The following is a 23,655-nucleotide window of genomic DNA, read 5'->3' as shown; positions in this document are numbered from 1 at the left end:
TTCTTCGTTCTTTTATGATTGTATTCTTATGCTTGATACAATGTGGATTGAAATAGTGACTGCAAATTTACGAAATTTTTTCGTAAATTACTTCATTTATCAGGAAGAATCGAATAAGGGTAATCTTTTCCATGAGAAGTGCGGAAAAGAAAAAATCCAGCTGTAAAGCCGGACTTCTGTCTGTAGTCGATAGGGGAATCGAACCCCTATGCCAAGATTGAGAATCTTGTATCCTAACCGTTAGATGAATCGACCCTGGTTAAAATATTTCTTATGAAGATGGGGGTAGTCGATAGGGGAATCGAACCCCTATGCCAAGATTGAGAATCTTGTATCCTAACCGTTAGATGAATCGACCCTGGTTAAAATATTTCTTATGAAGATGGGGGTAGTCGATAGGGGAATCGAACCCCTATGCCAAGATTGAGAATCTTGTATCCTAACCGTTAGATGAATCGACCATACACATTTGAGTCTTGACGAGATAAAGCGGAAGGAGGGGGATTCGAACCCCCGGTACGCGAAATGCGCACGGCAGTTTAGCAAACTGCTGGTTTCAGCCACTCACCCATCCTTCCAAAGAGGGTTTCAACCGAATTACCACGCATCATCTCAAATGCGAGTGCAAAGGTAGTATTTTATTTTTATTCCTCAAAATTTTCTACTGCCTTTTTCTCGACCCTCCCGAAAAAAGGTCTCTTCCTCTGGAGGTTCGAGAAATGCCGTGCCGGCTGCAAGACTGTACGACTCCAAAGGGTTTCCGGGATGTGCTTGAGGAAGCGCAGACGGGGTTGTGTTGGTGGTGTTAATGGATGAGGCGGCATGGGTGGGGAGGAAATGACAAAAAAGACTGTATCAGAATCCGGTCATCATCAATGCCCTTTCTGATACAGTCTCCCCCCGACGGTATGCCGGTCTCTTGCTGTCCGGCAGAAAACGCTTCAACCTGTCAACTTGCCGGGCTATTTCTTCATTCCCTTGTAGGCCTGGTTCATCCCCTTTACAACCTCATTGGTAATGTTGTAAGCAGGGTCGGCATAGAGGATGTTGTCGCCGCTTTTGGCGAGAATGATGGCATATTTCTTGTCCTTGTTGTAATCCCGCAGGTAGTTGTGTACGCTGTCAGACAGAGCCTTGTTGTACTTGGCCACCTCGTTCTGGTATTCCGCACCCAACCGCTGTTGCAGTGCGTCAGCGTCCTGTGCCTGTTTCTGTATGCTTGCCTGGATTTGCTGTGCCTGTGCCTGTGTGTATTTGTTGGCCTGTACGTTCTGCTGGAAGTTAGCGGCGGCGGCCTGAATAGCTTTCTGCTTGCCGGCGAGAGTGCGCTGTATGTTGGCTTCCTTAGCCTTGATGATCTTCGTAACATCCTTCCAGTAGGTGTACTGGCTCATAATCGAGTCGATTTCTACGTAAGCCACTTTCTGGCTTCCGGCTGCCGGAGCAGCTGAAGCCGTTTCTGTCTTTCCGGCTGTCGTGTCATTCTTCTGCGGTTGGTTGTTGCATGCAATAAAGGCGAACGCTGCCATCGCAAGCACGGCCATATTGCTCAATGATTTCTTCATTTCTATGTGATTTTTAATTAATTGTTTCCTGTCTGTTCAATACGCCCTGTTTTTCCTGCGGGCTTCCTTGTCCTGATCGATGACGCAGTGGATGCCTTTCGCTTTCAGGTAGGCACTGTCCGAGATGTGCTGCGACTGGAATTCCCCATCTTTCCTGAGCAGCACACGCACGCCAAGGAGCAGCATGGCAATAGCAATTATTAACAGTGTGTACAATAAAGTTACAAACATTTTTCTTTATCTTTGCATTGATATTGACCGCAAAGGTAATATAAAACAGCAAGATTACAAAATAAAATATTATTAAAAATGGCAAATGTAGAATTAAAACCTGCCCGTGTCTTCGAGCAGTTTGCGAAAATCAATCAGATACCCCGCCCCTCCAAGCACGAAGAGCAGATGATTGCTTATTTACAGAAGTTTGCAGAGGAGAGAGGGCTTGCCGTAAAGGTCGACAAAACCGGCAATGTGCTTATCTCCAAGCCGGCGACGAAAGGCATGGAGAAGGTGCCGACGGTCGTGCTCCAGAGCCATATGGACATGGTCTGTGACAAACTGGTGGACGTTGACTTCGACTTCCTCAAGGATGCCATCCAGACCTATGTCGACGGCGAATGGCTCCATGCCAAGGGCACTACGCTCGGTGCCGATGACGGTATCGGCGTGGCCTTCGAGCTGGCTCTCCTCGATTCGGATGACATTGAGCACGGTCCCATCGAGTGTCTCTTCACACGTGATGAGGAAACAAGCCTGTCGGGTGCGTTCGGTCTGGAGGCAGGCTTCATGACCGGGAAGTACCTGATCAATCTCGACTCGGAAGACGAGGGACAGATCTTCGTCAGCTGTGCCGGCGGCAACAGCGCGACGGCAACGTTCCGGTTCGACCGTGAACAGGCTCCGGAAGGCTATTTCTTCATGGAAGCAAGCCTGAAGGGACTTGTAGGCGGACATTCCGGCGACGACATCAACAAGAAGCGCGCCAATGCCGTCAAGCTCCTGGCCCGCTTCCTTTATGCCGAACAGGCGAAGATGGATCTCCGGCTGTGCCGTTGGAACTCCGGCAAGATGCACAATGCGATTCCCCGTGACGGAAAGGTGCTCTTCGCTGTTCCTGCTGACAGAAAGGAGGAGGTCAAGGCAGACTGGAACATCTTCAGTGCAGCCGTTGAGGATGAGTTTCATGTGACTGATACGGCGATGGTCTGGCATCTTGAGAGTGCTGAGGCCGAACGTGTACTCCCGAAGCAGATTTCTCACAACGTCATCCTTGCCCTGCAGGCTGTCGACAACGGACCGCTGACAAATTGCCAGGACGAGGCGCTGGCTTACATGGTAGAGACGTCGAGCAATGTGGCCAGTGTGCAGACGGATGAGCATACGCTGACGGTTGTCGCTTCACAGCGTTCGAATGTGATGAGCAACCTGACGAACATGACCAATACCGTCCGTGCCTGCTTCGAGCTGGCCGGGGCAGAGGTCGTCGTCGACGACAGTTATCCGGCATGGAAGATGAACCCGAAGTCGGAGCTGGTCAATGTCGCCGTCGAGCAGTACCGGAAGCTCTTCGGCAAGGATCCGCAGGTGCTGGGCATCCATGCCGGGCTCGAGTGCGGCCTCTTCTCCGAGAAATACCCCGACATGGACATGATCAGTTTCGGTCCGACGCTCCGTTATGTCCACACCCCCGATGAGTGTCTGCTTATCCCGACCGTCCAGATGGTATGGGATCATCTGCTTGCCGTCCTGAAGAATATCGACTGAAACAACGGTGGGTGACGGCGGCCGTCCGGCAGGCCCTGTCGCCTTGCCGGCTGTTGCCGCATCCTTATCGTAACCGCTTTCCGCCATTGCTGTCCCGCTGTACAGGGGGGAGGGCAATGGCGTTTTTGCTGTCGGTACTCGCAAGGTAAAGACGTGATAAAGATGTTCTGAAGCCCCCCGATGGACTTATGTTCATGCGGGATGTCTCCACCTCTTCGTGCCTTTTGCTTTCATGCGCATATCCTGCTTTATCTTTCAGCCGTACCGCCGTGTTCTTTCAAGGGAAAACGGAATCAGTCGGTCTGGAAAACCTGCAAAGGTAGCTTTTACGACCTGCCTATAATAATAAGGTGGAAATATCTGGGCAGGCGGGAAGATACCAGCTCCCGGCAGCAGACCTCTTCTCTCTATGTGTTTTCCTGAATCGGCAGTACAGTTCTGTTGGTATTTGAATAAAATTTACAAAACTAACTGCCGGATTTCCTCCTTGTTCGGTTGTGGAGGAAAAGCAGGATAAAATATTTCCTGATTTATAATACAGGGCCTGTTTTTCTTAATAAGTTGTTTGTAAGCATTTTACAGTGATTTGAATTGCGGTTGGCACCTGATTGGAAAACAGGGGAAAAGCATACCGTTGCAAAAGGTGCTTGATTGGAAGCCGACTAAGCCTTGTCAAGGCTTCAATCAGGCACTTATTGGAGGCCGATTAGTGCCTGTTGGGAATGCTGTCAGGCATTGCTTGTTTTCAATGGTGAATTATCTTGACATAAACAGACGGCTCGAATGATGGCGGCTGGCTGGCAGTTCCGTTGTGTTACGTCCTCTGGAAAAGCAAAAGGGGGTTGACAGTCAACCCCCTTTACTCTGCTTCTGTCGGGATGACCAGACTCGAACTGGCGACCACTGGTCCCCCAGACCAGCATTCTAAACCTACTGAACTACATCCCGTTCTGTTTAAAGCAGTGCAAAATTACACACTTTCTGTGAGATTAGCAAACTTTTGGACTTCTTTTTCTCTCATGCCAAGTTTATTTTGTAATTTTGTCTTGTAATAAATCTGCACAGAATACGATGCAATACATGATAACTCCCCCCCGACACGTTGATACCCGCATCCTGCTTCCTGCATCGAAGAGCATCAGCAACCGTGCGCTGATTATCCATGCGCTTACAGGAGGAAACGTGATGCCGGAGAACCTGTCGGACTGTGATGATACGAAAGTGATCATCCGTGCCCTGTCACATCGGCCGGAGGTCATCGACATCAAGGCGGCCGGTACGGCAATGCGCTTCATGACGGCATACCTTAGCGTCACGGAAGGCGAACACACGATAACGGGTACGGAACGGATGAAGCACCGCCCGATAGGTGTTCTCGTAGATGCGCTGTGTTACCTGGGTGCGGAAATCGAATATGCCGGAGAGAAAGGATTCCCTCCGCTCCGCATCCGTGGCAGACAGCTGGAGGGCGGCCGGCTGGAGATACCCGGCAACGTCAGCTCACAGTACATCTCGGCACTGCTGATGATAGCCCCTGTCCTGTCGAAGGGACTGGAAATGAAGCTCACGGGCGGCATTGTCTCCCGGCCCTATATCGACCTTACCTTGCACCTGATGCACCAGTTCGGCGTGTCAGCGGAGTGGACGGACATCGACAGCATCACGGTGAAGCCGCAGCCCTACCGGCAGCGTCCCTATACGATAGAGAACGACTGGACGGCAGCGAGCTACTGGTATGAAGTCCTCGCACTGACGGATGAGCTGGGGTCGAAAGTGGTTCTGCCGGGCATGCTGGACGGGTCGCGGCAGGGCGATTCTGCTGTCCGGTACATTTTCTCTCTGCTGGGTATCAAGACTGCCTTTGCCGACAGAGAGGCCGACCGGCTGACTGATGCCACGCTGACACGCCACTCATGTATGCTGAACCGTATGGACTATGACTTTACCAATCAGCCCGATCTGGCACAGACGCTCATTGCCACCTGTCCTGTCCTGGGAATACCGTTCCACTTCACAGGGCTTGGAAGCCTGAGAATCAAAGAGACCGACCGTATCGAGGCGATGAAGACGGAGATGGAGAAGCTGGGCTATATCCTCCATGCTGACAGCGGGACAGAACTGTCATGGGAGGGTGACCGCTGCGAACCGGCGGCGCAGCCTGTCATAGACACTTATGAGGACCACCGCATGGCAATGTCGTTTGCTCCGCTGGCCATCCGGCTGGGCCGGATAGGCATCAACCACCCGGAGGTGGTGTCGAAGTCTTACCCTCATTACTGGAACGATCTGCGAAAGGCCGGATTCCATATCGTGCAGACGGATTAACTGGTTGCTTCACACCAGACTGCCAAGGAGGGGGACAACGGAGAAATCCTAAAGTCAGGCTCTGTTTCCTATCACTAAAAACGTCATCAACAAGCAACCGGTTTGTAAATGATCACGCATTGAAAAAACATCTGGCAGTCCTCTGACTGAAACCCGGAAGAAGCTCTGTCGATGTCCGGCTGGAAGCCAGTAAACACCCGGTTGAAAACCAAGGCATGGCTGCCGGAAATCAACAGAAACAAAGGGGCGGAATCTTCTATGCGATTCGCATACAACAGGAGAAGTTCACCTTATTATATACAGACTAAAAAAGAAAGAATGGATATATTCGTTATCGGTATATGCTCACTGCTGCTATTGGCGATTGTCGCAGCCCTGACGACCAAGTTCGCCCGGAGGAAAGAGGGAGAGCCGGAGGTCGTCATGCCCGCATCGGGCGACTGCTCCTCCTGTGACGGAACGGACGACAAGTGCGAGCAGGTCTGCATGATGGAAGCCGCTACGAAGGAGGTAGAGTATTATGACGACGAAGAGCTCGACCGTTTCCGCGGGCGGCAGTCCGACCAGTATACCGACAAGGAAGCAGAAGAGTTCGCCGAGGTGCTCTACACCATGCAGCCGCATGAGGCGAAAGGATGGAACAGGAGCCTCATTCTGCGGGACATCAATGTCCCCGACCAGATCAAGGACGAGCTGATAGCGATGATCGAGGGCTGAACATCTGTCTTCTGCTCTGCTCGGCCATTCCGAAAATATGTCCCGGCTTCAGAGGCACAGTCTCTGGAAAAACAAAAACAAACGTGAAGAAAAGAACTATCCGACATATCATTCTCCTTCTCCCGGCAGTCGTCCTGCTGGCTGCTGCCGGCTGCTCCACGAAGAGCAACACCTCGCAGTCGCGCTGGTGGCAGGCCTTCAACACACGTTATAATGTCTATTATAATGGTGCGCAGGCTTACATCGACGGTTCACTGGAAAAAGAAAAAGGAAACAAGGACAACTTCACCGAGCTGATACCGCTCTATACTGTCGGCAACAAGAGCAGCCGTGAACTAGGCAAGGGCAGCTTCGACCGGGCGATAGAGAAGGCAGAGAAAGCCATTGCCCGGCACAGCATCAAGAAGAGACCGGAGTGGACCAAGAACAGGCGGAAGACCGAACGCGACATCGAATGGCTCTCACGCCGTGAATACAATCCTTTCCTGTGGAAGGCATGGATGCTGATGGGACGGTCGCAGTTCCACGAAGGGGCTTTTGAGGAAGCGGCCGCCACCTTCGCTTACATGAGCCGCATTTACAAGGGACAGCCTGCCATCTACGGCAAGGCAAGGGCATGGCTGGCGAAATGCTACATAGAACAAGGATGGCTCTATGACGCTGAGGACATTATCCGAAATATGCAGCGGGACTCCCTGGACTGGCGGGCCGTAAAGGAATGGGACTATACCTATGCGGATTATTATCTGCACTCAGGCGAACTGAGCAAGGCGGTCCCTTATCTCCAGAGGGTCATCAAGCATGAAATGCGCCGGAAACAGAAGGCCCGTGAACTGTATCTTCTCGGGCAGGTGCTTGCCGCTCTCGGACGGAATACGGAAGCCTACAAGGCCTTCCAGCGGGTAATCCGTGCCAATCCCCCCTACGAGCTGGCCTTCAATGCACGTATAGCGCAGACCGAGGTTACCGCAAAGGGACAGTCGAAGAAGATGATCGGCAAGCTGAAACACATGGCTGCTTCAGACAACAATAAGGAGTATCTCGATCAGGTGTATTATGCCATGGGCAACATCTATCTCGCCGACCGGGACACGCTTGCCGCCGTCAACGCCTACGAACAGGGGAACCGGAAAGCCACACGGAGCGGTATCGAAAAAGGAGTGCTGCTGCTCCATCTCGGCGACCTCTACTGGGCAAAGGAGCGTTTCGGTGATGCCCGACGCTGTTACGGTGAAGCCATCGGACTGCTCGACAAGGACCGCAAGGACTACGAACAGCTGTCCGAACGGTCGAAGATACTGGACGAGCTGGCCCCTTATACAGATGCCGTACAGCTCCAGGACTCTCTCCAGCACCTTGCGAAGTGCCCGGAGGAAGAGCGCAATGCGGCGATTGACCGTGTCATCGCAGCACTGAAGAAGAAGGAGAAGGAAGAGAGAAGCCAGCAGCAGGGACAGGACAACGCCCGGCAGCAAGACAACGGAGGCGACATGGGAAGTAACAGCCTTGGGAACGTCAGCCGGCAGGACAACCGCCGTCAGCAGGGCAGCACGTGGTATTTCTACAGTCCGGCGGCTGTCCAGCAGGGTAAAATCACGTTCCAGCAGCTGTGGGGAAAGCGTGAGAACATTGACAACTGGCAGCGCATCAACCAAGGAGTCGTGGGCAGGATCGGTGATACGAAGACGCCCGTCGAACTGACCGACCAGCAGCGGGACTCTATCCTGCAGGCCGAGGCACGGCAGGATTCGATTGACAATGCCAGAGACTCGCTGAAGAACGATCCGCACAAGCGGGAGTACTATCTGGCACAGATTCCGTTTACCCCAGTACAGCTGGAGGCAAGCAACAAGATACTGGAGGACGGTCTGCACCATTCCGGCGTAATCTTCAAGGACAGGCTCGACAACCTCCGGTTGTCCAAGAAGGCCTTGCGCCGTGTGTCCGACGACTATCCGGACTATGAACAGATGGACGATGTGTACTATCACCTCTATCTTCTTTATATGCGGAAGGGCGACCAGCAGATGGCTGACAGCTACGTCACCCGGCTAAGCCGGAAATATCCGAAGAGCAAGTGGACGGTTCTCCTTACCGATCCCTATTACAAACAGAACCTGCGGTTCGGCGTGCAGATAGAGGATTCGCTCTATGCAGCGACCTACGATGCCTTCAAGCAGGGGCGTTACGGAGAGGTGGCGGCCAATACCCGGATTTCCGGGACACGCTTTCCCATGGGGGCCAACCGGGACAAGTTCCTCTTTATCGGGGGACTGGGCAGGCTGAACAGCGGCGATCCTGCGGGCTGTATCAGTGACATGAAGGAGGTGGTGAAGAACTATCCGGGCAGCCGCATCAGCGAGATGGCAGGCATGATTGTCAATGGCGTAGAGGCGGGGAAAAGGCTTCGTGGCGGGAAGTTCGACCTCGACAATGTCTGGAACTACCGGTCGAACGTGCTGAACGACAGCGACAGTATCCAGCAGGCCAGGCTCTCGCCGGAACGTGACATAGACTTCAGATTCCTGCTCGTTTACCATCCTGACTCACTGAACGAGAACAAGCTGCTCTTCGAACTGGCACGGTTCAACTTCACGAACTTCCTTGTCCGTAACTTCGAGATCGAAATACAGGATTTCAGCGGCCTGCACCAGATGCAGGTATCGGGCTTCCGCAGTTTCGACGAGGCCTATCAGTATGCCCGGCAGCTCTTTGCGTCGAAGGCTGTCGTGCAGCAGATGGGCAGGACGGCGAAGGGCATCATCATCAGTGACAAGAATCTCAGGCTGATAGGCACCGCCTACAGCTACAAGGATTATGAAGCGTTCTATGCGAAACATTTCGCACCGCTGACGGTAACACGCCGTTATCTGCTCAGCGAACCGGCAGAGGTGGCGACGCCCCGCGAACGTGACCTGCAGCAGGAGATTGAACAGAAGCAAGGGAATGTTCCTGACCTCTATCCGGACACGCAGGATGTGCCTGCTGACAACACGATGACCATCCCGCTGGATGTGCCAAAGCCGGTGAAGACAGAGCAAAAGACCGAAGAGCGGAATGGAAGTGTCTTTGAGATTCCTGTCGAAGAGACGAAATCTGCAATAAAGAAGGAAACGGCAACGGAAGATGGCAATACATACGTCATTCCGGAAGAAAGGCCCGTGAAGCCTGCCACACCTGCGAAACCGGCAATTCCTGTCAGACCGTCAGTGCCGGCTTCATCTGTCAGACCGGTCAGGCCCGTTGCACCCCGCAGTCCGGAAAAGCCTGCTGCACAGAAACCGCAGACAGTCCCTGCAAGGAAGAAGCCTGTAGACGACGGTCCGGTTATCTATTTCGGCGATGATGAACCCCAACAGGACAAGAACAAGCCAAACAGCAAGAACAATAAAAAGAAACAGCCCGTCCAGCCCGACATCGAGGATGAGTACTACGACCTGGAGGGGTTCTAAAAACAGAAGTTAGAATATATGAACAACGGATTATTACTCTGGGTGGATGATGAAATCGAACTGCTGAAAGCTCACATCATCTTCCTTGAGAAGAAAGGATATGAAGTAATTACGGTGAGCAATGGGGCGGATGCTATCGAACAGTGCCAGACCCAGACGTTCGACCTCGTATTGCTTGATGAGCAGATGCCGGGTCTGTCGGGACTCGAAACGCTGCAGCAGATAAAGGACATCCAGCCTGCCACGCCTGTCGTCATGGTGACAAAGAGCGAGGAAGAGAATATCATGAACCAGGCCATCGGTGCGAAAATCGCCGACTATCTCATCAAGCCGGTCAATCCCAATCAGATTCTTCTGACGCTCAAGAAGAACATCCATCAGAAGGAGATTGTGACAGAGGTGACGCAGAGCAGTTATCAGCAGAGCTACCAGCAGATTGCCATGCAGATAGCAGAATGCCGTACGTTCGGCGACTGGAAGGAGGTCTACCGCAGGCTTGTACACTGGGAACTGGAGTTGAGCAGTGCCGACAGCAACATGACAGAGATGCTGAAAATGCAGAAGGAAGAAGCCAACAACGGCTTTGCCAAATACATTGCAAAGAACTATCTCGACTGGGTGGCACCGCAGGACGGAAGGTCGGGTAACGGTTTTTCCAAGCTGGCCGCACACAGCAGGAAGCCGCAGACAGACAGTGAGGACGACCGTCCGCTGCTTAGTCCTGACATCTTCAAACGCAAGGTGTCCCCATTGATAGACAAAGGGGAGAAAGTGTTTCTCATCGTCATTGATAACTTCCGGTTCGACCAGTGGCGCATCCTCTCGCAGGAAATCGGCGATATGTTCGACATAGAGGAAGATCTCTATATGAGCATTCTGCCGACCGCCACACAGTATGCACGCAATGCCATCTTCAGTGGTCTGATGCCCCAGCAGATAGCGACGTTGTTCCCTGACCTGTGGGTGGATGAAGACGAAGAAGAGGGGAAGAACCTCAACGAGGCACCGCTCATCGAAACACAGATTGAACGCTACCGCCGCCACGATCGCTTCTCCTATCACAAGATCAACGACTCGGCAGGTGCTGACAAGTTCATGCAGCAGTACAGGAACCTGGAACAGAACGACCTCAATGTTCTCGTCGTCAACTTCATCGATATGCTCTCCCATGCCCGTACGGAGATGCGGATGATACGCGAGCTGGCAAACAACGAGAGTGCTTACCGTTCGATTACGCTCAGCTGGTTCCGTCACAGTCTGCTGGCAGATGTTTTCAAGGAGCTGGCACAGTCGAACTACAAGGTCATCATCACTACTGACCACGGTTCCATCCGCACTACCAACCCTGTGAAGATCATCGGTGACAGGAACACGAATACCAATCTGCGCTATAAGTTAGGGAAGAACCTCAACTATGATGCGCGGCAGGTCTTCACCATCAAGAATCCCCACCTTGCACAGCTGCCGGCTCCAAACCTGAGCACAAGCTATGTGTTTGCCACCGGCGACTCGTTCTTTGCCTATCCGAACAACTACAACTATTATGTGTCTTATTATAAGGACACATTCCAGCATGGCGGTATATCGATGGAGGAAATGATCGTGCCACTGGTGACATTGACACCGAGGAGGAGGTAAGACCTTCCCCAACCGCTCAGAAGGAGGGGAGCATTTGGCGGATTGCCCGTTGCTGATGTCATGCTTGCCTGCCATTACTTATCACCACCCGTCACCACCCATCATCGCCCATCATCCCCCATCATCCCCTCTTCTCGCTTATCACCGCCTATCACCGCTTACAAATTACAACGCAATATGGAAATTACAATCAAGAGCCTCGACACCATCCACGAGGCAGCAAAAGAATTCATCAAAGGGATGGGAAAAGGAAAAGTATTCGCATTCTATGGAAAAATGGGTGCGGGGAAAACAACATTCATCAAGGCTCTCTGTGAGGTTCTGGGGGTAGAGGATGTCATCACATCGCCCACTTTCTCCCTCATCAATGAATACACCGACGGACAGGGCAATCCCATCTACCACTTCGACTTCTACCGTATCAAGAAGCTGGAAGAGGTCTATGATATGGGTTATGAGGACTACTTTTACAGCGGTTGTCTCTGCCTTCTCGAATGGCCGGAACTCATTGAGGAAATCCTGCCGGAGAATGCTGTTAAGGTCACGATTGAAGAACAGCCCGACGGTACGCGCAGGCTCTGCTGCTGACAGCAACATACGAACATTGAACACATAGGCAGCTTCTGAAAAAACAGCAAAGTGGGGACGTATGGATCATGTGGCCGTAAGTCATTCCTTTTTATGGGCTTACGAGGCGTGCGGATCTATGTTTTTATACGGACTTCTTGTCAATTCAATGAGAGCTGCTGACATCATCAGACCTCTGCCAGAGCTGCAATAAAAAGAATAATCGACTGATAACCAGTCATGGGTTACAGGACAAGGGAGGCTTTGCAGAGGCTTCATCCTACAAAACGTAAATATGAAAGAACGAGACACCCGGCAGTACAGAGCCATCATGGCAATCATGTTCTTCTTCTGCCATGTCAGTATGTCTGCACAGTATGCTGACTTCCAATATGATACAGAATTGTGTACTTGCAATGCACAGTTCGATTCCACCAGATATACGAGACTGCAGCTGCAAAACACCTTCGATTACCTGTACGGCGGCGGGAGAACTGCTTATGTGGAAACGGATGCTACGGATTTCAATGAAGAACCGGCGGTACTTCTGGCCTCACTCGAACAGGAATGCAGGCAGAAATTAGAGGTCCTTGAGCACGGTGAGTTTATAAATGACGCTTTCTGGCAGAAAGTCAGGAAAAGGATGATTAGATACGTCAAAAGTACCTGCGAACTTAGGCGGGTAACTCTCCTGGCACGTTCCAATCCTGAAGTGTTATCCGGTTACAAGCTTGTAGACAGCGACTGTATATTCTTCCGTAACGCCCTTATTGCCGGTGGCAGCCGATTGCTTAGGGCGTGGTCTGTCCTGAACGAAAGACAGAAAAAGAAGAATGCTGACCCTGAACATTTGCAGCGTATCTTTGAGGAACGGTACAGGTCGGCGGACAGAATGGAATATGCACGCAGAGAGATTCTGACCTATGGCTGGTGGAACAGTGCCATCCGCCTGCTTCCCCATGTTGACGACAAAGGCTTTTATGAAAATTTCAACAGGCTGCTAAGGAACATCCAGTGTGACTGTGATGAACCTTAGCAGCCTGTTTTCTGTCTTTATCTTTCATGAACGGCTTTGCCTGTCCGGTATTTCGGCAGGCTACGGTCGTGTGCGTTTTTCAATTTACCTCTTCTTATTGTAAGTGGCAAACGGCGACCTTCTTTATAATGCGGTGAAAGCAGCCACAAAGCCGAAGATGATGCCGGGCGTGTTGGCGATGGCCAGCGGAAGGTCGCGTTTCTCCTTGAACAGACCGTAACATACCCACAGCGTACAGTTGATGCCGGCCATGAACGGCTGGATGAAGGTGCCTTTGTGTCCGGCAAGATTGTTTTCTATCTGCGGGAAATAGAAGATGTACATTAAGATGGATGTCACCATTCCGACCCATCCCATGGAGGTGAAGAACTTTTCTTTGGTCATGATTTTCTTTGTTTTAATTGTGTAATTGAACTTTGTAACATCTATGTCCGCAGCGACTACCTGAGGTCTGACGGACTGTCGTATCTTGCAGAGGCCGACTCGTCTTTTCCGATGCAAAGAAGGATTATCATCATCAGGAGGGGTGTTCCTATGAGGCTTAGAAGAACCCAGAGAGCTGCATTCCGGTTTCTGTGCTTTGCCATGACAGCAACAAGAACGTACCAGCCGAAGTAAATTCCGACGATGAAGATGATGCCTATGACGGCCACAGTAGTTCCCATGATTTCCGATTCCGTATCAGAGAGCGTGATGGAGTTCCGGTCTTCTTCTGCTGTGCTCTTGCCGGCAGGATTTTTGATGGCAGGGGCATTGTATCCCTTGAGCTTGAAGACAATCTTGAAAGCCGGGCTTCCGATGGTTTCCGAAAGCTCGTCTTTACTTTTGTAATAGTGGTAATTCCGCCTCTGCTCATACGCCGGAATATTCACTTTCTTTGTCATTCCCGGTGCAATGCTTATCTTCTTCGTGAAGTCCTTGTAGTCGAGGGGCTTCTCTGCCATGTCCAGGTATTCGATCCTGAAGCTAACATCTTTGATGTCCTCGCCCGTGTTATTTCTCAGAGCCAGTGTCCCCTCGTCGTCCGTTGACCTCTGTTCATAGGAAACCATCGTGACGGCATGAAGCGAATCCTTGCTTATGGCAAGAACGGACAGTGTCAGGAACAGGGAGAAGCACGTGATGATAAATCTCTTGGATTTCATTGTTCTGAATTCTGTTTTATTTTTAATTCTTCGGTTGCAAATTTACATAAAAACTGTGATTTACAAGCCAGCCGGATAAAAAAGGTGTTTTTTCCTTTAGGGGAAAGATTATACTTTTCTTTGAAGTACAGCAAAGGAAAACCATAGATATATTTTGTCCGTCAGTCGAAGTATTTCTGTATTGCATCCATCAGCGGTGTCAGCTCTCGGTCGTGTACACGTCCGTAGCGGTCGGTCATCTGCATGGCATAGGCGATGTAGAGACGGCGTTTGGCGCGCGACATGGCCACATAGAATTTCCGTGCGTCTTCTTCGTCCTGTTGCCTGGTCTTGTTGTAGACATTCGGGTAGCGTCCGTCGGCGGCATCGTAGATGATGACATTGTCGAACTCCAGTCCTTTCGCCTTGTGTACGGTCGTCACATAGACACGCTCACGTATGCTCCGGCTGTTGCAGAAGTCGGCTTCTTTCAGTGTGTTGACATCCATCATGTAACGTGAAAGCTGCGGGGCGAGCGCATTGGTCACGGTCTCCTCTGTCAGCAGATCCATGCGGAGATACCGGAGGATGTAGTCCAGCCGGGGAATTTCGCCGACCAGATTGTCGGCGCACAGTGTGTCGTAAGCCGCTGACAGTTCCCTGACGAGGGCGGGTTCATCGTCCTCTGTCAAGACGTAAAGCCGTCTGACGGCTTCCCGGTAGAGGCTCCCGTAATTGCTGCAGAGCACATTGGCAAAGGGCTGCACCTTCGGATGCCGGATGAAAGCCAGCTGCTGTGCCTGCTTTGTGCGTGCTTTCTCTGCGCAGAGCCGCACAAGACTGACCGTTGCCCCCACGTCGTCAATGGCCTGGTGGCTGTTCTGCCCTGTCAGACGGAAGGTCTCGAGGAGCGATTCCAGTTTGTAGGAGTGGAGGCTCGGAGCCAGCAGGCGTATCAGTTTGAGCGAGTCGAAACAGCGGTTTCCGTGTGCCTGCATCGTGTCGTTGCAGTATCTTCGCAGACAGTTGTCGAGGATGTTGTAATCGTAGCTGGCATTGTGTCCGAGGATAGAGTGCGTGCCGATGTAGGAAAGGAAGCGGCACAGGGCTTCTGCCGGAGCGAGCAGCTCGCCGGCAGCCATCTTCTCATGGTAGATGGCGTACATGGGGTTTTCCTTGTCGCCGAGCTTCGGCAGGATGGGCTTGCCGGTTTCGATATACAGGTCGAGCGGCTCGCCGACGATTTCTCCGCCCCTGATGCGCATGGCAGCAATCTCGATGATGTCGTCGGTGAAGACATCCAGGCCGGTTGTCTCGGTGTCGAATACGATGATTTCTTCCTCATCATAGGCCTGGAGGAACGCCGCCGTATAGCAGCTCCCGGGATAGATCAGGAAGTCGGAAGGCGACAGTGCCAGCTGTCTCAGCTTCCAGTTGAACCTTCGGGCCAGCGCATGGGAGGGAAAGGCACGCACCCCTTTCATGATGCGTGTCCAGGCAATGGAGTTGTGCTCGTTGGCAAGTACGCTTAGGTGAGCCAGCAGCAGTTTGACGTCAGGCGTGTCGAAGAGGTCGCGCCCGGAGACTTTGAAGTGGGTAAGTCCGGCCTGCGTCATGGTCTCGCTGATACGGTCGGCATCCGAATTGGCACTGACGATGACGGCGGTGCGTTCGTCGTTGTCCTGTTCGTACAGTCTGCGCGCCTCCTCCGTGACTTCCTGCCGTTCAGCTTCAATCGTAGTGCTGTGTATGATTCGCAGGTCGCCGGGTGCAGCCGGGGTGTCATAGTCAGATACCGGCAGCAGCTCACGGTCGATTTTCAGCTGCTTCTCAGCATAGTCGTTGAAGACATTCAGCAGATACTTCGGCGAACGGTGGTTGCGCTGCAGATGATGGATGTGGCCTTTGCAGCGCATCTTCAGGAGCGTCAGCGTCTCCACCTTTGCTCCCATGAAAGAGAAGATGGCCTGCTGCTCGTCGCCCAGATACATCACCGTCGGGTCGTTGTCCGCCGTCAGCAGGTCGATGATGGCAAGCTGCATGGCGTTGAGGTCCTGCACCTCGTCCACCTGTATCCACGGATAACGTCTGCATGCAGGGTCGGAACGGTAGATATCGTAGGTGCGGAGCAGCAGGTCCTCGAAGTCCAGCAGATGGTTGTCCGCTTTGTAGCGGGCGTAACAGCGGGCGTAATACATCTTCCAGAGCAGCACACGGATTCTGTCAGCCAGTTTTCCGTCAAGTCCGGGCACATCGGCTTCGTCCATGTATTCCTGTGCATGATGATAGATGTCCACCACCGCCTGTTCGTCGTATTTCTTCTTCTGTGACTTACAGATGTGCCTTATCGCCTCGCGGTCGTCGTCCGTGAAACTCTCCGGGTGCAGGTAGTATTTCCAGGGATGCCGGTGTTCCATCTGATAGATGAAATGCTGGAAGAAGATAATCGTCTGATAGCCTTTGTAGCGGCTGAAGTCTCTCGTCACTCCTTCTTCGTCTTCGTTGCGGTAGTCGGCGATGATGCTCACGGCTTCCTCATCGTCGATGATGGCTGAGTCGGCGGGAATCTGTTTCTGTTCGAAGAGAAACTTCGAGCAGAAACGGTGGACGTTGCCCACCATCAGGTCGGAGAAATCGCCTCCCACGACTTTCTGTATGCGGTTGGTCATCTCCCTTGCGGCACGGTTCGTGAACGTCAGGCAGAGCATATCCTCGTACTTCACGCCCCGTTCCCTTGCGTATCTTATTCTCTCGGCCAGGATATGCGTCTTTCCGCATCCCGGCGAAGCCAGTACGAGATGATGGCCGTGCCCGGCTTCCACTACGGACAACTGGTATTTGTCCAGAGCCGGTAAGTCCTTGTTCGTCTTCATAGAAGGGTTTTTACAGCAGCGGATGTTTACGCTGCAAAGATAGTGATTGTTTACAGGTGATGCAGGTCCCGACCGATTGGGAATGCTGTTCCCAGCGGTCGGGAATCTGTGTCCCAAGGCCTGGGAACCGTGTTCCCGGCCGGTTGGGAATACCATGGAGATGCAGCATCGGCAGGGGGAGCGTTGACCGTTTACTTCGTTTCCAGTTCTTTCTGCAGCCGGATGATTTCGTCACGGTACTGTGCCGCCTGAAGGAAGTCGAGATCCTTTGCCGCCTGCTTCATGAGGGCTGTCGTGTTCTCGATGCTCTTCACCAGCTGTGCCCTGCTCATCTTGGTGATGACCGGATCAGCGGCAAAGAGCATGCCGTTGTCGGGTTCGACGTATGCCTGTCCTGTCTTTCTGGCGATGGATGCCGTCTGCGAAGTCGTATTCCCCTCGCTGCCTGCCGGCAGTGTTCCCTTGATGGCTCTGACGATCTGTTTCGGTGTGATGTGGTGCTCCTCGTTGTATTTCAGCTGCTTCGTGCGCCTCCGTATGGTCTCGTCGATGGTCTTCTGCATGCTCTCCGTAATGTTGTCGGCATACATGATGACCTTCCCGTGTATGTTGCGTGCGGCACGTCCGGCCGTCTGCGTCAGACTTCTGTGACTGCGCAGGAAGCCTTCCTTGTCGGCATCGAGAATGGCCACGAGCGACACCTCGGGCAGGTCCAGACCTTCGCGGAGCAGGTTCACGCCCACCAGGACATTATAGATGCCCGCCCGGAGATCGTTGATGATGGCGATGCGGTCCAGGCCGGCCACGTCGCTGTGGATATAGGCCGTCCGGATGTCGTGGTTCAGCAGGTATTCCGTCAGTTCTTCGGCCATTCGCTTGGTCAGTGTCGTGACGAGTACACGTTCTTCCTTCTCGGCACGGACGACAATCTCGTTCATCAGGTCGTCTATCTGGTTCTCCGAGGGCCGCACCTCTATTTCCGGGTCGAGCAGCCCCGTAGGACGGATGAGCTGTTCGACGACGACGCCTTCAGCTTCCTTCAGCTCGTAGTCGGCCGGGGTGGCCGACACGTAGATGACCTGATGGATAAGGCTGTGGAACTCCTCGAAGCGCAGCGGCCGGTTGTCGAAGGCGGCTGGAAGCCGGAAGCCGTACTCCACGAGGTTGGTCTTGCGGGCACGGTCGCCGCCGTACATGGCGGAAATCTGCGGTACGCTCACGTGGCTCTCGTCGATGACCATCAGATAATCCTTGGGGAAGAAGTCCAGCAGACAGTAAGGACGCTGCCCCGCCTGCCTGCCGTCAAAATAACGTGAGTAGTTTTCGATGCCCGAGCAGTGGCCCAGCTCCTTGATCATCTCCATGTCGTATTCCACACGTTCCTTGATGCGCTGCGCCTTGATGTTGTCGCCGATGCCCTTGAAGAAGTCCACCTGCTTCACGAGGTCGTCCTGTATCTGGCGGATGGCACTCTCGGTCTGTTCCTTGGAAGTGACGAAGAGATTGGCAGGATAGATCTCATAATCGTCAAAGGAGGCAATGCGGTGGAAGTCGACGGAGTCGACTTCCTCTATGGTGTCTATCTCGTCGTCCCACCACGTAATGCGCAGCACGTTGTCATTATACGCCATGGCAATGTCCACCGTGTCGCCCTTGACACGGAAATTGCCGCGCTGCAGGTCTATGTCGTTGCGCATATAGAGGGCATCCACCAGCCGGCGCAGAAAGTCATTGCGGTCGACGGTCTGCCCTTTCCTGACAGGAATGACATTCTCCTTCATGGCTACAGGTGCCCCCATACCGTAGATGCAGGAGACGGAAGACACGACTATCACGTCCTTCCGGCCTGACAGCAGCGAGGAAACGGCGGACAGGCGCAGCTTGTCGATTTCGTCGTTGATGGCGAGGTCTTTCTCGATATAGGTGTCCGTCGTCGGCATATACGCCTCCGGCTGGTAGTAGTCGTAATAAGAGACATAATATTCCACGGCATTGTCGGGGAAAAAGGCTTTCATCTCCTCATAGAGCTGTGCGGCCAGTGTCTTGTTGTGCGAGAGAATCAGCGTCGGCTTGTTGACGTTGGCGATTACGTTTGCGACCGTAAAGGTCTTGCCTGACCCCGTCACGCCCAGCAGCACCTGGCTCTTGTCGCCGCGTTCCAGCCCGTCCGTCAGTTCGCGGATGGCTTCTGGCTGGTCGCCGGTCGGTCTGTATTTCGATGTTAGTTTGAAATTCATCTGCAATGTTTCAAGAGGAATAATCTTTGCTTGCAAATATACAGAAAATCATTGAAAGAGTGGAAGGCAGCTTGTCTTTAACCGTGATTTTTTGCTAAAAAAACAACCCTCCTTTGCGTATTTATAGAATAATATGTAACTTTGCATTTCAAAGTCAGATTATGAAGAAAAGAATCCTCATTGGCATTTGCGCCGCCTTGCTCTGTACAAGTTGCGCCCATGAATATAATCAGGTCTACAAAACAACCAACAATGATTATAAATATGAGTTCGCAAAGGAATGTTTTGCAAAGGGGAAGTACGGCTTTGCCGTACCGTTGCTGCAGGATCTCGTGACAGTGGAGAAAGGTACCGACAATGCCCAGGAATGCCTTTATATGCTCGGAATGGCAGAATATGGATTGAAAGACTATCAGGCTGCGTCGGAGACCTTCAAGAAATACTATCAGACCTATCCGCGCGGGCAGTATGCCGAAATGGCTTCGTTCTACATCGGGCAGAGCCTCTTTGAGGGTACGCCGGAGCCGCGTCTTGACCAGACGCCTACTGTCGCCGCCATCGCCGCTTTCCAGGACTATCTGGACATTTATCCGAACGGGAAACTGAAAGGTACGGCCCAGCAGCGGCTGTTCGATCTGCAGGACAAGCTGATCAGAAAGGAGTATCTCAGTGCAAAGCTGTACTACAATCTCGGTTCCTATTTCGGCAACTGCACCAGCGGCGGCAACAATTACGAGGCCTGCATCATCACGGCCCAGAATGCCTTGAACGACTATCCTTACAGCAATATGCGGGAAGATTTCGCCGTACTCGTCATGAAGAGCAAGTACGAACTGGCGCAGATGAGCGTCGAGGCAAAGAAACTGCAGCGTTTCCAGGATGCCGAAGACGAGTGCTACGGATTCATCAACGAGTATCCCGACTCCAAGGAGCGCAAGACCGCCGAGGAGTACATAAAGAAATGTAAGGAGATAACAAAGGACTAAGAAGAATAACAGACTTATAAAACATAGACAATTAGAATGGATTACAGGAAGTCAAAAGCACCGTCAAACACGGTGACCCGGGATGTTCAGGAACTTTGGAAAGATACTGGTAACATCTATGAGAGTGTTGCTATCATAGCAAAGCGGGCCAATCAGATCTCGGTTGAAATCAAGCAGGACCTGAGCAAGAAACTTGCTGAATTTGCTTCTTATAACGACTCGCTGGATGAGGTTTTCGAGAACCGAGAGCAGATTGAAATCAGCCGCTATTATGAGAAGCTGCCGAAGCCGACACTGCTGGCCACCCAGGAGTTCATAGAGGGTGAAGTCTACTGGCGCGATCCTTCCAAGGACGCTCTGAACGAGGAAGAAGACTGATTATGATACAACGGAAGCAAACCATCTTTCTGTTTCTTGCCCTCCTTGTGACCATTGCCTGTCTCTGTCTGCCTGTCGGCAGCTTTGAACCGAAGGGAATGGGGGCGGAGAACCAGCTGATGAACCTTTGGATAAGTGATGCGAACGGCGGAAAGAACTTCAATGTGTGGGCTTTGTTTGCCATTCTTCTGGTAACCTGTCCCATCCATCTCTTCGCCATCTTCGACTATCACAACCGCAGGCGTCAGGCACGTTTCTGCCTGTTTTCCATGCTGATGATTGTGGGATGGTATGTTGTCTACGGCGTGTTCAGCCAGGTACTTATGACCGGTTTCACGTTCCACGTAGAGTTTGCGGCCTGCCTGCCGTTCGTCGCTTTCATCCTTCTGTGGCTTGCGCGCCATGCCATTCTTGCGGATGAAGCCCTGGTGAAGGCAGCTGACAGAATACGGTAAAGGATTACAAGAACACCTGATAAAACAGGCAGCCCCGGATGGTCATCACCATCCGGGGCTGCCTGTTCTATTCTGTAACTGCTGGCCAATAATCCCTTCCCACCTTTACATATCTTTCTTTTCTGAAAGAATGAACCGTTCTACGACGTGTGCAACACCGTCTTCCTCGTTGGAAAGAGTTATGAAATCGGCCTTCTGACGGATGCCCTCCGCTGCATTTGCCATGGCAACGCCCAGTCCTGCAAAGCTGATCATGCTGAGGTCGTTGTAGCCGTCACCGCAGGCAATGACCTCCTCGCGCCGGATACCGAGCGTGGTGATGAGACGGTCGATTGAGCGTGCTTTGTCGATACCTCTTGGCACGCACTCAATGAAGTAGTCGGCCGAGCGGTATACTTCCATCTTTCCTTCCATCTTCTCGGCTAACCGCAGCTCCAGTTCGTGGAGTGGGGAAGGGTCGCCGACTATCAGGCATTTGTTGACGGGGTAGACCAGCTGGCCGAGGAAGTCATTGTACTGAACGACAGGCATCTTGTTGATGAACGCCTCCTCCTGCACGTACCGGTTCTCTTTGTCGGTAGCAGCTATTCCCTCACCCTGATAGGTCAGGATAGCCATGCCGGCCTTCATCGCCTCGTCGTAGAGCAGAGGGACGAGCTTCTCGTCCAGTTTCTGCTCGAAGAGCACGGCACCGTCGGTGCAGTTGATGATTTTCCCGCCATTGAAGGAGAGGATGAATCCGCCGTATTTCTTCAATTCCAGTTCTTCTGCCAGGGGCATGATGCCGTAAGTCGGTCTGCCCGATGCCAATACCACGTGTATGCCTTTCGCCTGTGCCTGCATGAGTGCCTGCTTTGTACGGGGTGTGATCTCTTTCCTGCTGTTTGTCAGTGTGCCGTCCAGGTCCAGCACGATCATCTTGTATTTCATATTCGTTCCTTTGACAGATCCGGCGTTGCTCCATGGAAGAAGTCTCCGTTGCCGGAATGTATTTGTCTTATAGAATGCAAAGGTACGGTTTTTTATTGATAGGGGGACTGATGCAAAACAAGAAATCATGATAGGTATGGCAGGGAAGTGATAAATTGCGGGTATCTGTGTCTGTGTGGAGAATTGACGGTGCTCTCTTAGGCTGACTTTTAATTACGCAATTTAACACTTCGTGCTCATTTAATAGGCTTCTGCTCTTGGTTATCAGAAAATAAAGCTGTAAATTTGCAGGTGTAAATAGGTATTGAGTTATTCATTATTTAAATCATAAGAAATTATGGCAGTAGTAGATTACAAGAAATTAGGTCTCGTGAACACACGTGATATGTTCAAGAGAGCGATTGGCGGCGGTTACGCTATCCCGGCATTCAACTTTAATAACCTCGAGCAGCTCCAGGCTATCATCACGGCGTCTTCCGAGCTGAAGTCACCGGTTATCCTTCAGGTTTCCAAGGGTGCCCGCAAGTATGCCAACCAGACACTGCTCCGCTACCTTGCAGAAGGTGCTGTCCAGTATGCGAAGGAGTTGGGTTGCCATCATCCGGAGATTGTTCTTCATCTGGACCACGGCGACAGCTTCGAGACCTGCAAGAGCTGCGTTGACTTCGGCTTCTCTTCTGTAATGATCGACGGTTCAGCTCTTCCTTACGAGGAGAATATCGCACTGACCAAGAAGGTTGTTGAGTATGCTCATCAGTACGACGTCACTGTCGAGGCAGAGCTGGGTGTACTTGCCGGTGTTGAGGACGAGGTCGCATCTGAGGTTTCTCACTACACCAAGCCTGAAGAGGTCGTAGACTTCTCTACCCGCACAGGCTGCGACTCTCTGGCTATCTCCATCGGTACTTCTCACGGTGCTTACAAATTCACTCCGGAGCAGTGTACACGTGATCCGAAGACCGGCCGTCTCGTTCCTCCTCCATTGGCATTTGACGTTCTCGCAGCCATCGAGAAGCAGCTTCCCGGCTTCCCAATCGTTCTCCACGGTTCTTCTTCTGTTCCACAGGAGTATGTTGACATCATCAACGAGCACGGCGGTAAACTGCCAAACGCTGTCGGTATTCCAGAGGATCAGCTCCGCAGGGCTGCCAAGAGTGCTGTCTGCAAGATCAACATCGACTCCGACTCTCGTCTCGCCTTCACCGCTGGTGTTCGCCAGACATTCGATGAGCACCCAGAATACTTCGACCCGCGTCAGTACTGCGGCAAGGCCCGTGAGTACATGGTGGATCTGTACAAGCACAAGATCACCGATGTGCTCGGTTCTGACGGTAAGCTCGTCAACTGCGACTAATCGACTCATCAATTGATATCAGTTTGATTGAATAAAGTCTAGCGGTAGTTTCCTTTGTGGAGGCTACCGCTTTTTGTTGTTCTGATAGTTTCCTGTCAGTGTGTTGATGGTAAATACCATTGGTGCTGATGGCGTTCTCCATGGGTGTTAAGGCTCAGCACGGACTATGTCAGTCATTATAATGCCCGGACAGAAGTAGTTCAGAAAAGAATGGAAATCGGTTGGAAACAACAATCCTCGTCAGGAGATGTCCGGGC

Annotated in this window: 18 protein-coding genes and 5 tRNA genes; 11 read left to right on the top strand and 12 right to left on the bottom strand. The window is 52.2% G+C overall.

What is annotated here, in order from left to right:
• Positions 1-183 precede the first annotated feature (183 nt).
• From DYH27_RS08480 to DYH27_RS08455, 6 genes are all read right to left on the bottom strand, one after another.
• Positions 184-255 (bottom strand) — tRNA-Glu (locus DYH27_RS08480).
• 31 nt (positions 256-286) lie between these two features.
• Positions 287-358 (bottom strand) — tRNA-Glu (locus tag DYH27_RS08475).
• 31 nt (positions 359-389) lie between these two features.
• Positions 390-461 (bottom strand) — tRNA-Glu (locus DYH27_RS08470).
• Positions 462-490: 29 nt separating this feature from the next.
• A tRNA-Ser gene (locus DYH27_RS08465) sits at positions 491-578 on the bottom strand.
• A gap of 384 nt (positions 579-962) precedes the next feature.
• Positions 963-1,565, bottom strand: coding sequence for an OmpH family outer membrane protein (locus tag DYH27_RS08460; RefSeq protein ID WP_004351539.1), 603 nt, complete (start codon positions 1,563-1,565; stop codon positions 963-965).
• A 36-nt stretch (positions 1,566-1,601) separates the two neighbouring features.
• Complete coding sequence (locus DYH27_RS08455) at positions 1,602-1,796, bottom strand: hypothetical protein (protein ID WP_004351493.1); 195 nt, start codon at positions 1,794-1,796, stop codon at positions 1,602-1,604.
• Positions 1,797-1,874: 78 nt separating this feature from the next.
• Here DYH27_RS08455 and DYH27_RS08450 point away from each other — a divergent pair, with 78 nt between their 5' ends.
• Positions 1,875-3,326 (top strand): aminoacyl-histidine dipeptidase, encoded by a 1,452-nt coding sequence (locus tag DYH27_RS08450; RefSeq protein WP_025067329.1) that lies wholly within the window; start codon positions 1,875-1,877, stop codon positions 3,324-3,326.
• An 873-nt stretch (positions 3,327-4,199) separates the two neighbouring features.
• Here DYH27_RS08450 and DYH27_RS08445 read toward each other — a convergent pair.
• A tRNA-Pro gene (locus DYH27_RS08445) sits at positions 4,200-4,274 on the bottom strand.
• 123 nt (positions 4,275-4,397) lie between these two features.
• Between DYH27_RS08445 and DYH27_RS08440 the strand changes: the two genes are divergently transcribed.
• The 6 genes from DYH27_RS08440 (at position 4,398) to DYH27_RS08415 (ending at position 13,061) form a co-directional block, all read left to right on the top strand.
• Entirely contained in the window at positions 4,398-5,651 is a 1,254-nt protein-coding gene (locus DYH27_RS08440; protein WP_025067328.1) for a 3-phosphoshikimate 1-carboxyvinyltransferase, read from the top strand.
• 318 nt (positions 5,652-5,969) lie between these two features.
• Entirely contained in the window at positions 5,970-6,368 is a 399-nt protein-coding gene (locus DYH27_RS08435; RefSeq protein WP_004351523.1) for a hypothetical protein, read from the top strand.
• Between the two features lie 83 nt (positions 6,369-6,451).
• Positions 6,452-9,820, top strand: coding sequence for a type IX secretion system periplasmic lipoprotein PorW/SprE (gene porW / locus DYH27_RS08430; RefSeq protein WP_025067327.1), 3,369 nt, complete (start codon positions 6,452-6,454; stop codon positions 9,818-9,820).
• Between the two features lie 18 nt (positions 9,821-9,838).
• Positions 9,839-11,458, top strand: coding sequence for a T9SS response regulator signal transducer PorX (gene porX / locus DYH27_RS08425; protein WP_025067326.1), 1,620 nt, complete (start codon positions 9,839-9,841; stop codon positions 11,456-11,458).
• A gap of 177 nt (positions 11,459-11,635) precedes the next feature.
• The gene (tsaE, locus tag DYH27_RS08420; RefSeq protein ID WP_013670363.1) at positions 11,636-12,046 is read left to right on the top strand and encodes a tRNA (adenosine(37)-N6)-threonylcarbamoyltransferase complex ATPase subunit type 1 TsaE; all 411 of its coding nucleotides are present in this window, start codon (positions 11,636-11,638) and stop codon (positions 12,044-12,046) included.
• A gap of 274 nt (positions 12,047-12,320) precedes the next feature.
• Positions 12,321-13,061, top strand: coding sequence for a hypothetical protein (locus DYH27_RS08415; RefSeq protein ID WP_025067325.1), 741 nt, complete (start codon positions 12,321-12,323; stop codon positions 13,059-13,061).
• A 123-nt stretch (positions 13,062-13,184) separates the two neighbouring features.
• Here DYH27_RS08415 and DYH27_RS08410 read toward each other — a convergent pair whose 3' ends face one another.
• The 4 genes from DYH27_RS08410 to uvrB form a co-directional block, all read right to left on the bottom strand.
• Entirely contained in the window at positions 13,185-13,445 is a 261-nt protein-coding gene (locus DYH27_RS08410; protein WP_004351402.1) for a membrane protein, read from the bottom strand.
• Positions 13,446-13,501: 56 nt separating this feature from the next.
• Positions 13,502-14,206, bottom strand: a complete 705-nt coding sequence (locus DYH27_RS08405; protein WP_025067324.1) for a hypothetical protein — start codon at positions 14,204-14,206, stop codon at positions 13,502-13,504.
• Positions 14,207-14,367: 161 nt separating this feature from the next.
• Positions 14,368-17,058: a 3'-5' exonuclease gene (locus DYH27_RS08400; RefSeq protein ID WP_025067323.1), complete on the bottom strand. Its 2,691-nt coding sequence runs from the start codon at positions 17,056-17,058 to the stop codon at positions 14,368-14,370.
• A 191-nt stretch (positions 17,059-17,249) separates the two neighbouring features.
• On the bottom strand, positions 17,250-19,295 hold the full coding sequence (gene uvrB / locus DYH27_RS08395; RefSeq protein WP_025067322.1) for an excinuclease ABC subunit UvrB: 2,046 nt from the start codon (positions 19,293-19,295) through the stop codon (positions 17,250-17,252).
• Positions 19,296-19,456: 161 nt separating this feature from the next.
• Between uvrB and DYH27_RS08390 the strand changes: the two genes are divergently transcribed.
• From DYH27_RS08390 to DYH27_RS08380, 3 genes are read left to right on the top strand one after another with little or no spacing between them, the layout of a single operon-like run.
• The gene (locus tag DYH27_RS08390) at positions 19,457-20,281 is read left to right on the top strand and encodes an outer membrane protein assembly factor BamD (protein ID WP_029216366.1); all 825 of its coding nucleotides are present in this window, start codon (positions 19,457-19,459) and stop codon (positions 20,279-20,281) included.
• A 36-nt stretch (positions 20,282-20,317) separates the two neighbouring features.
• Positions 20,318-20,659, top strand: a complete 342-nt coding sequence (locus tag DYH27_RS08385) for a DNA-directed RNA polymerase subunit omega (protein WP_004351442.1) — start codon at positions 20,318-20,320, stop codon at positions 20,657-20,659.
• A gap of 2 nt (positions 20,660-20,661) precedes the next feature.
• Positions 20,662-21,114, top strand: a complete 453-nt coding sequence (locus DYH27_RS08380) for a DUF4293 domain-containing protein (protein WP_013670353.1) — start codon at positions 20,662-20,664, stop codon at positions 21,112-21,114.
• 105 nt (positions 21,115-21,219) lie between these two features.
• Here the strand turns inward: DYH27_RS08380 and DYH27_RS08375 are convergent, their stop codons facing one another.
• Positions 21,220-22,044, bottom strand: coding sequence for a Cof-type HAD-IIB family hydrolase (locus DYH27_RS08375; RefSeq protein WP_029216367.1), 825 nt, complete (start codon positions 22,042-22,044; stop codon positions 21,220-21,222).
• A gap of 337 nt (positions 22,045-22,381) precedes the next feature.
• On the opposite strand from DYH27_RS08375, the gene DYH27_RS08370 reads away from it, so the two are divergent.
• Positions 22,382-23,398 (top strand): class II fructose-bisphosphate aldolase, encoded by a 1,017-nt coding sequence (locus DYH27_RS08370; RefSeq protein ID WP_004351503.1) that lies wholly within the window; start codon positions 22,382-22,384, stop codon positions 23,396-23,398.
• Positions 23,399-23,655: the final 257 nt, after the last annotated feature.

It is taken from the genome of Prevotella denticola, from assembly GCF_900454835.1.
Classification (GTDB): domain Bacteria; phylum Bacteroidota; class Bacteroidia; order Bacteroidales; family Bacteroidaceae; genus Prevotella; species Prevotella denticola.
The sequence above is the reverse complement of the archived record's forward strand: the minus strand, read 5'-3'. Positions and strand labels throughout refer to the sequence as shown.

Excerpts from the sequence above, each read along its gene's own strand:
- porX (WP_025067326.1), top strand. The coding sequence starts at position 9,839 with ATGAACAACGGATTATTACTCTGGGTGGATGATGAAATCGAACTGCTG.
- uvrB (WP_025067322.1), bottom strand. The coding sequence starts at position 19,295 with ATGAATTTCAAACTAACATCGAAATACAGACCGACCGGCGACCAGCCA.
- DYH27_RS08435 (WP_004351523.1), top strand. The coding sequence starts at position 5,970 with ATGGATATATTCGTTATCGGTATATGCTCACTGCTGCTATTGGCGATT.
- DYH27_RS08415 (WP_025067325.1), top strand. The coding sequence starts at position 12,321 with ATGAAAGAACGAGACACCCGGCAGTACAGAGCCATCATGGCAATCATG.
- tsaE (WP_013670363.1), top strand. The coding sequence starts at position 11,636 with ATGGAAATTACAATCAAGAGCCTCGACACCATCCACGAGGCAGCAAAA.
- DYH27_RS08410 (WP_004351402.1), bottom strand. The coding sequence starts at position 13,445 with ATGACCAAAGAAAAGTTCTTCACCTCCATGGGATGGGTCGGAATGGTG.
- DYH27_RS08400 (WP_025067323.1), bottom strand. The coding sequence starts at position 17,058 with ATGAAGACGAACAAGGACTTACCGGCTCTGGACAAATACCAGTTGTCC.
- DYH27_RS08455 (WP_004351493.1), bottom strand. The coding sequence starts at position 1,796 with ATGTTTGTAACTTTATTGTACACACTGTTAATAATTGCTATTGCCATG.
- DYH27_RS08390 (WP_029216366.1), top strand. The coding sequence starts at position 19,457 with ATGAAGAAAAGAATCCTCATTGGCATTTGCGCCGCCTTGCTCTGTACA.
- DYH27_RS08370 (WP_004351503.1), top strand. The coding sequence starts at position 22,382 with ATGGCAGTAGTAGATTACAAGAAATTAGGTCTCGTGAACACACGTGAT.
- DYH27_RS08375 (WP_029216367.1), bottom strand. The coding sequence starts at position 22,044 with ATGAAATACAAGATGATCGTGCTGGACCTGGACGGCACACTGACAAAC.
- DYH27_RS08380 (WP_013670353.1), top strand. The coding sequence starts at position 20,662 with ATGATACAACGGAAGCAAACCATCTTTCTGTTTCTTGCCCTCCTTGTG.
- DYH27_RS08440 (WP_025067328.1), top strand. The coding sequence starts at position 4,398 with ATGCAATACATGATAACTCCCCCCCGACACGTTGATACCCGCATCCTG.
- DYH27_RS08460 (WP_004351539.1), bottom strand. The coding sequence starts at position 1,565 with ATGAAGAAATCATTGAGCAATATGGCCGTGCTTGCGATGGCAGCGTTC.
- DYH27_RS08450 (WP_025067329.1), top strand. The coding sequence starts at position 1,875 with ATGGCAAATGTAGAATTAAAACCTGCCCGTGTCTTCGAGCAGTTTGCG.
- DYH27_RS08385 (WP_004351442.1), top strand. The coding sequence starts at position 20,318 with ATGGATTACAGGAAGTCAAAAGCACCGTCAAACACGGTGACCCGGGAT.
- DYH27_RS08405 (WP_025067324.1), bottom strand. The coding sequence starts at position 14,206 with ATGAAATCCAAGAGATTTATCATCACGTGCTTCTCCCTGTTCCTGACA.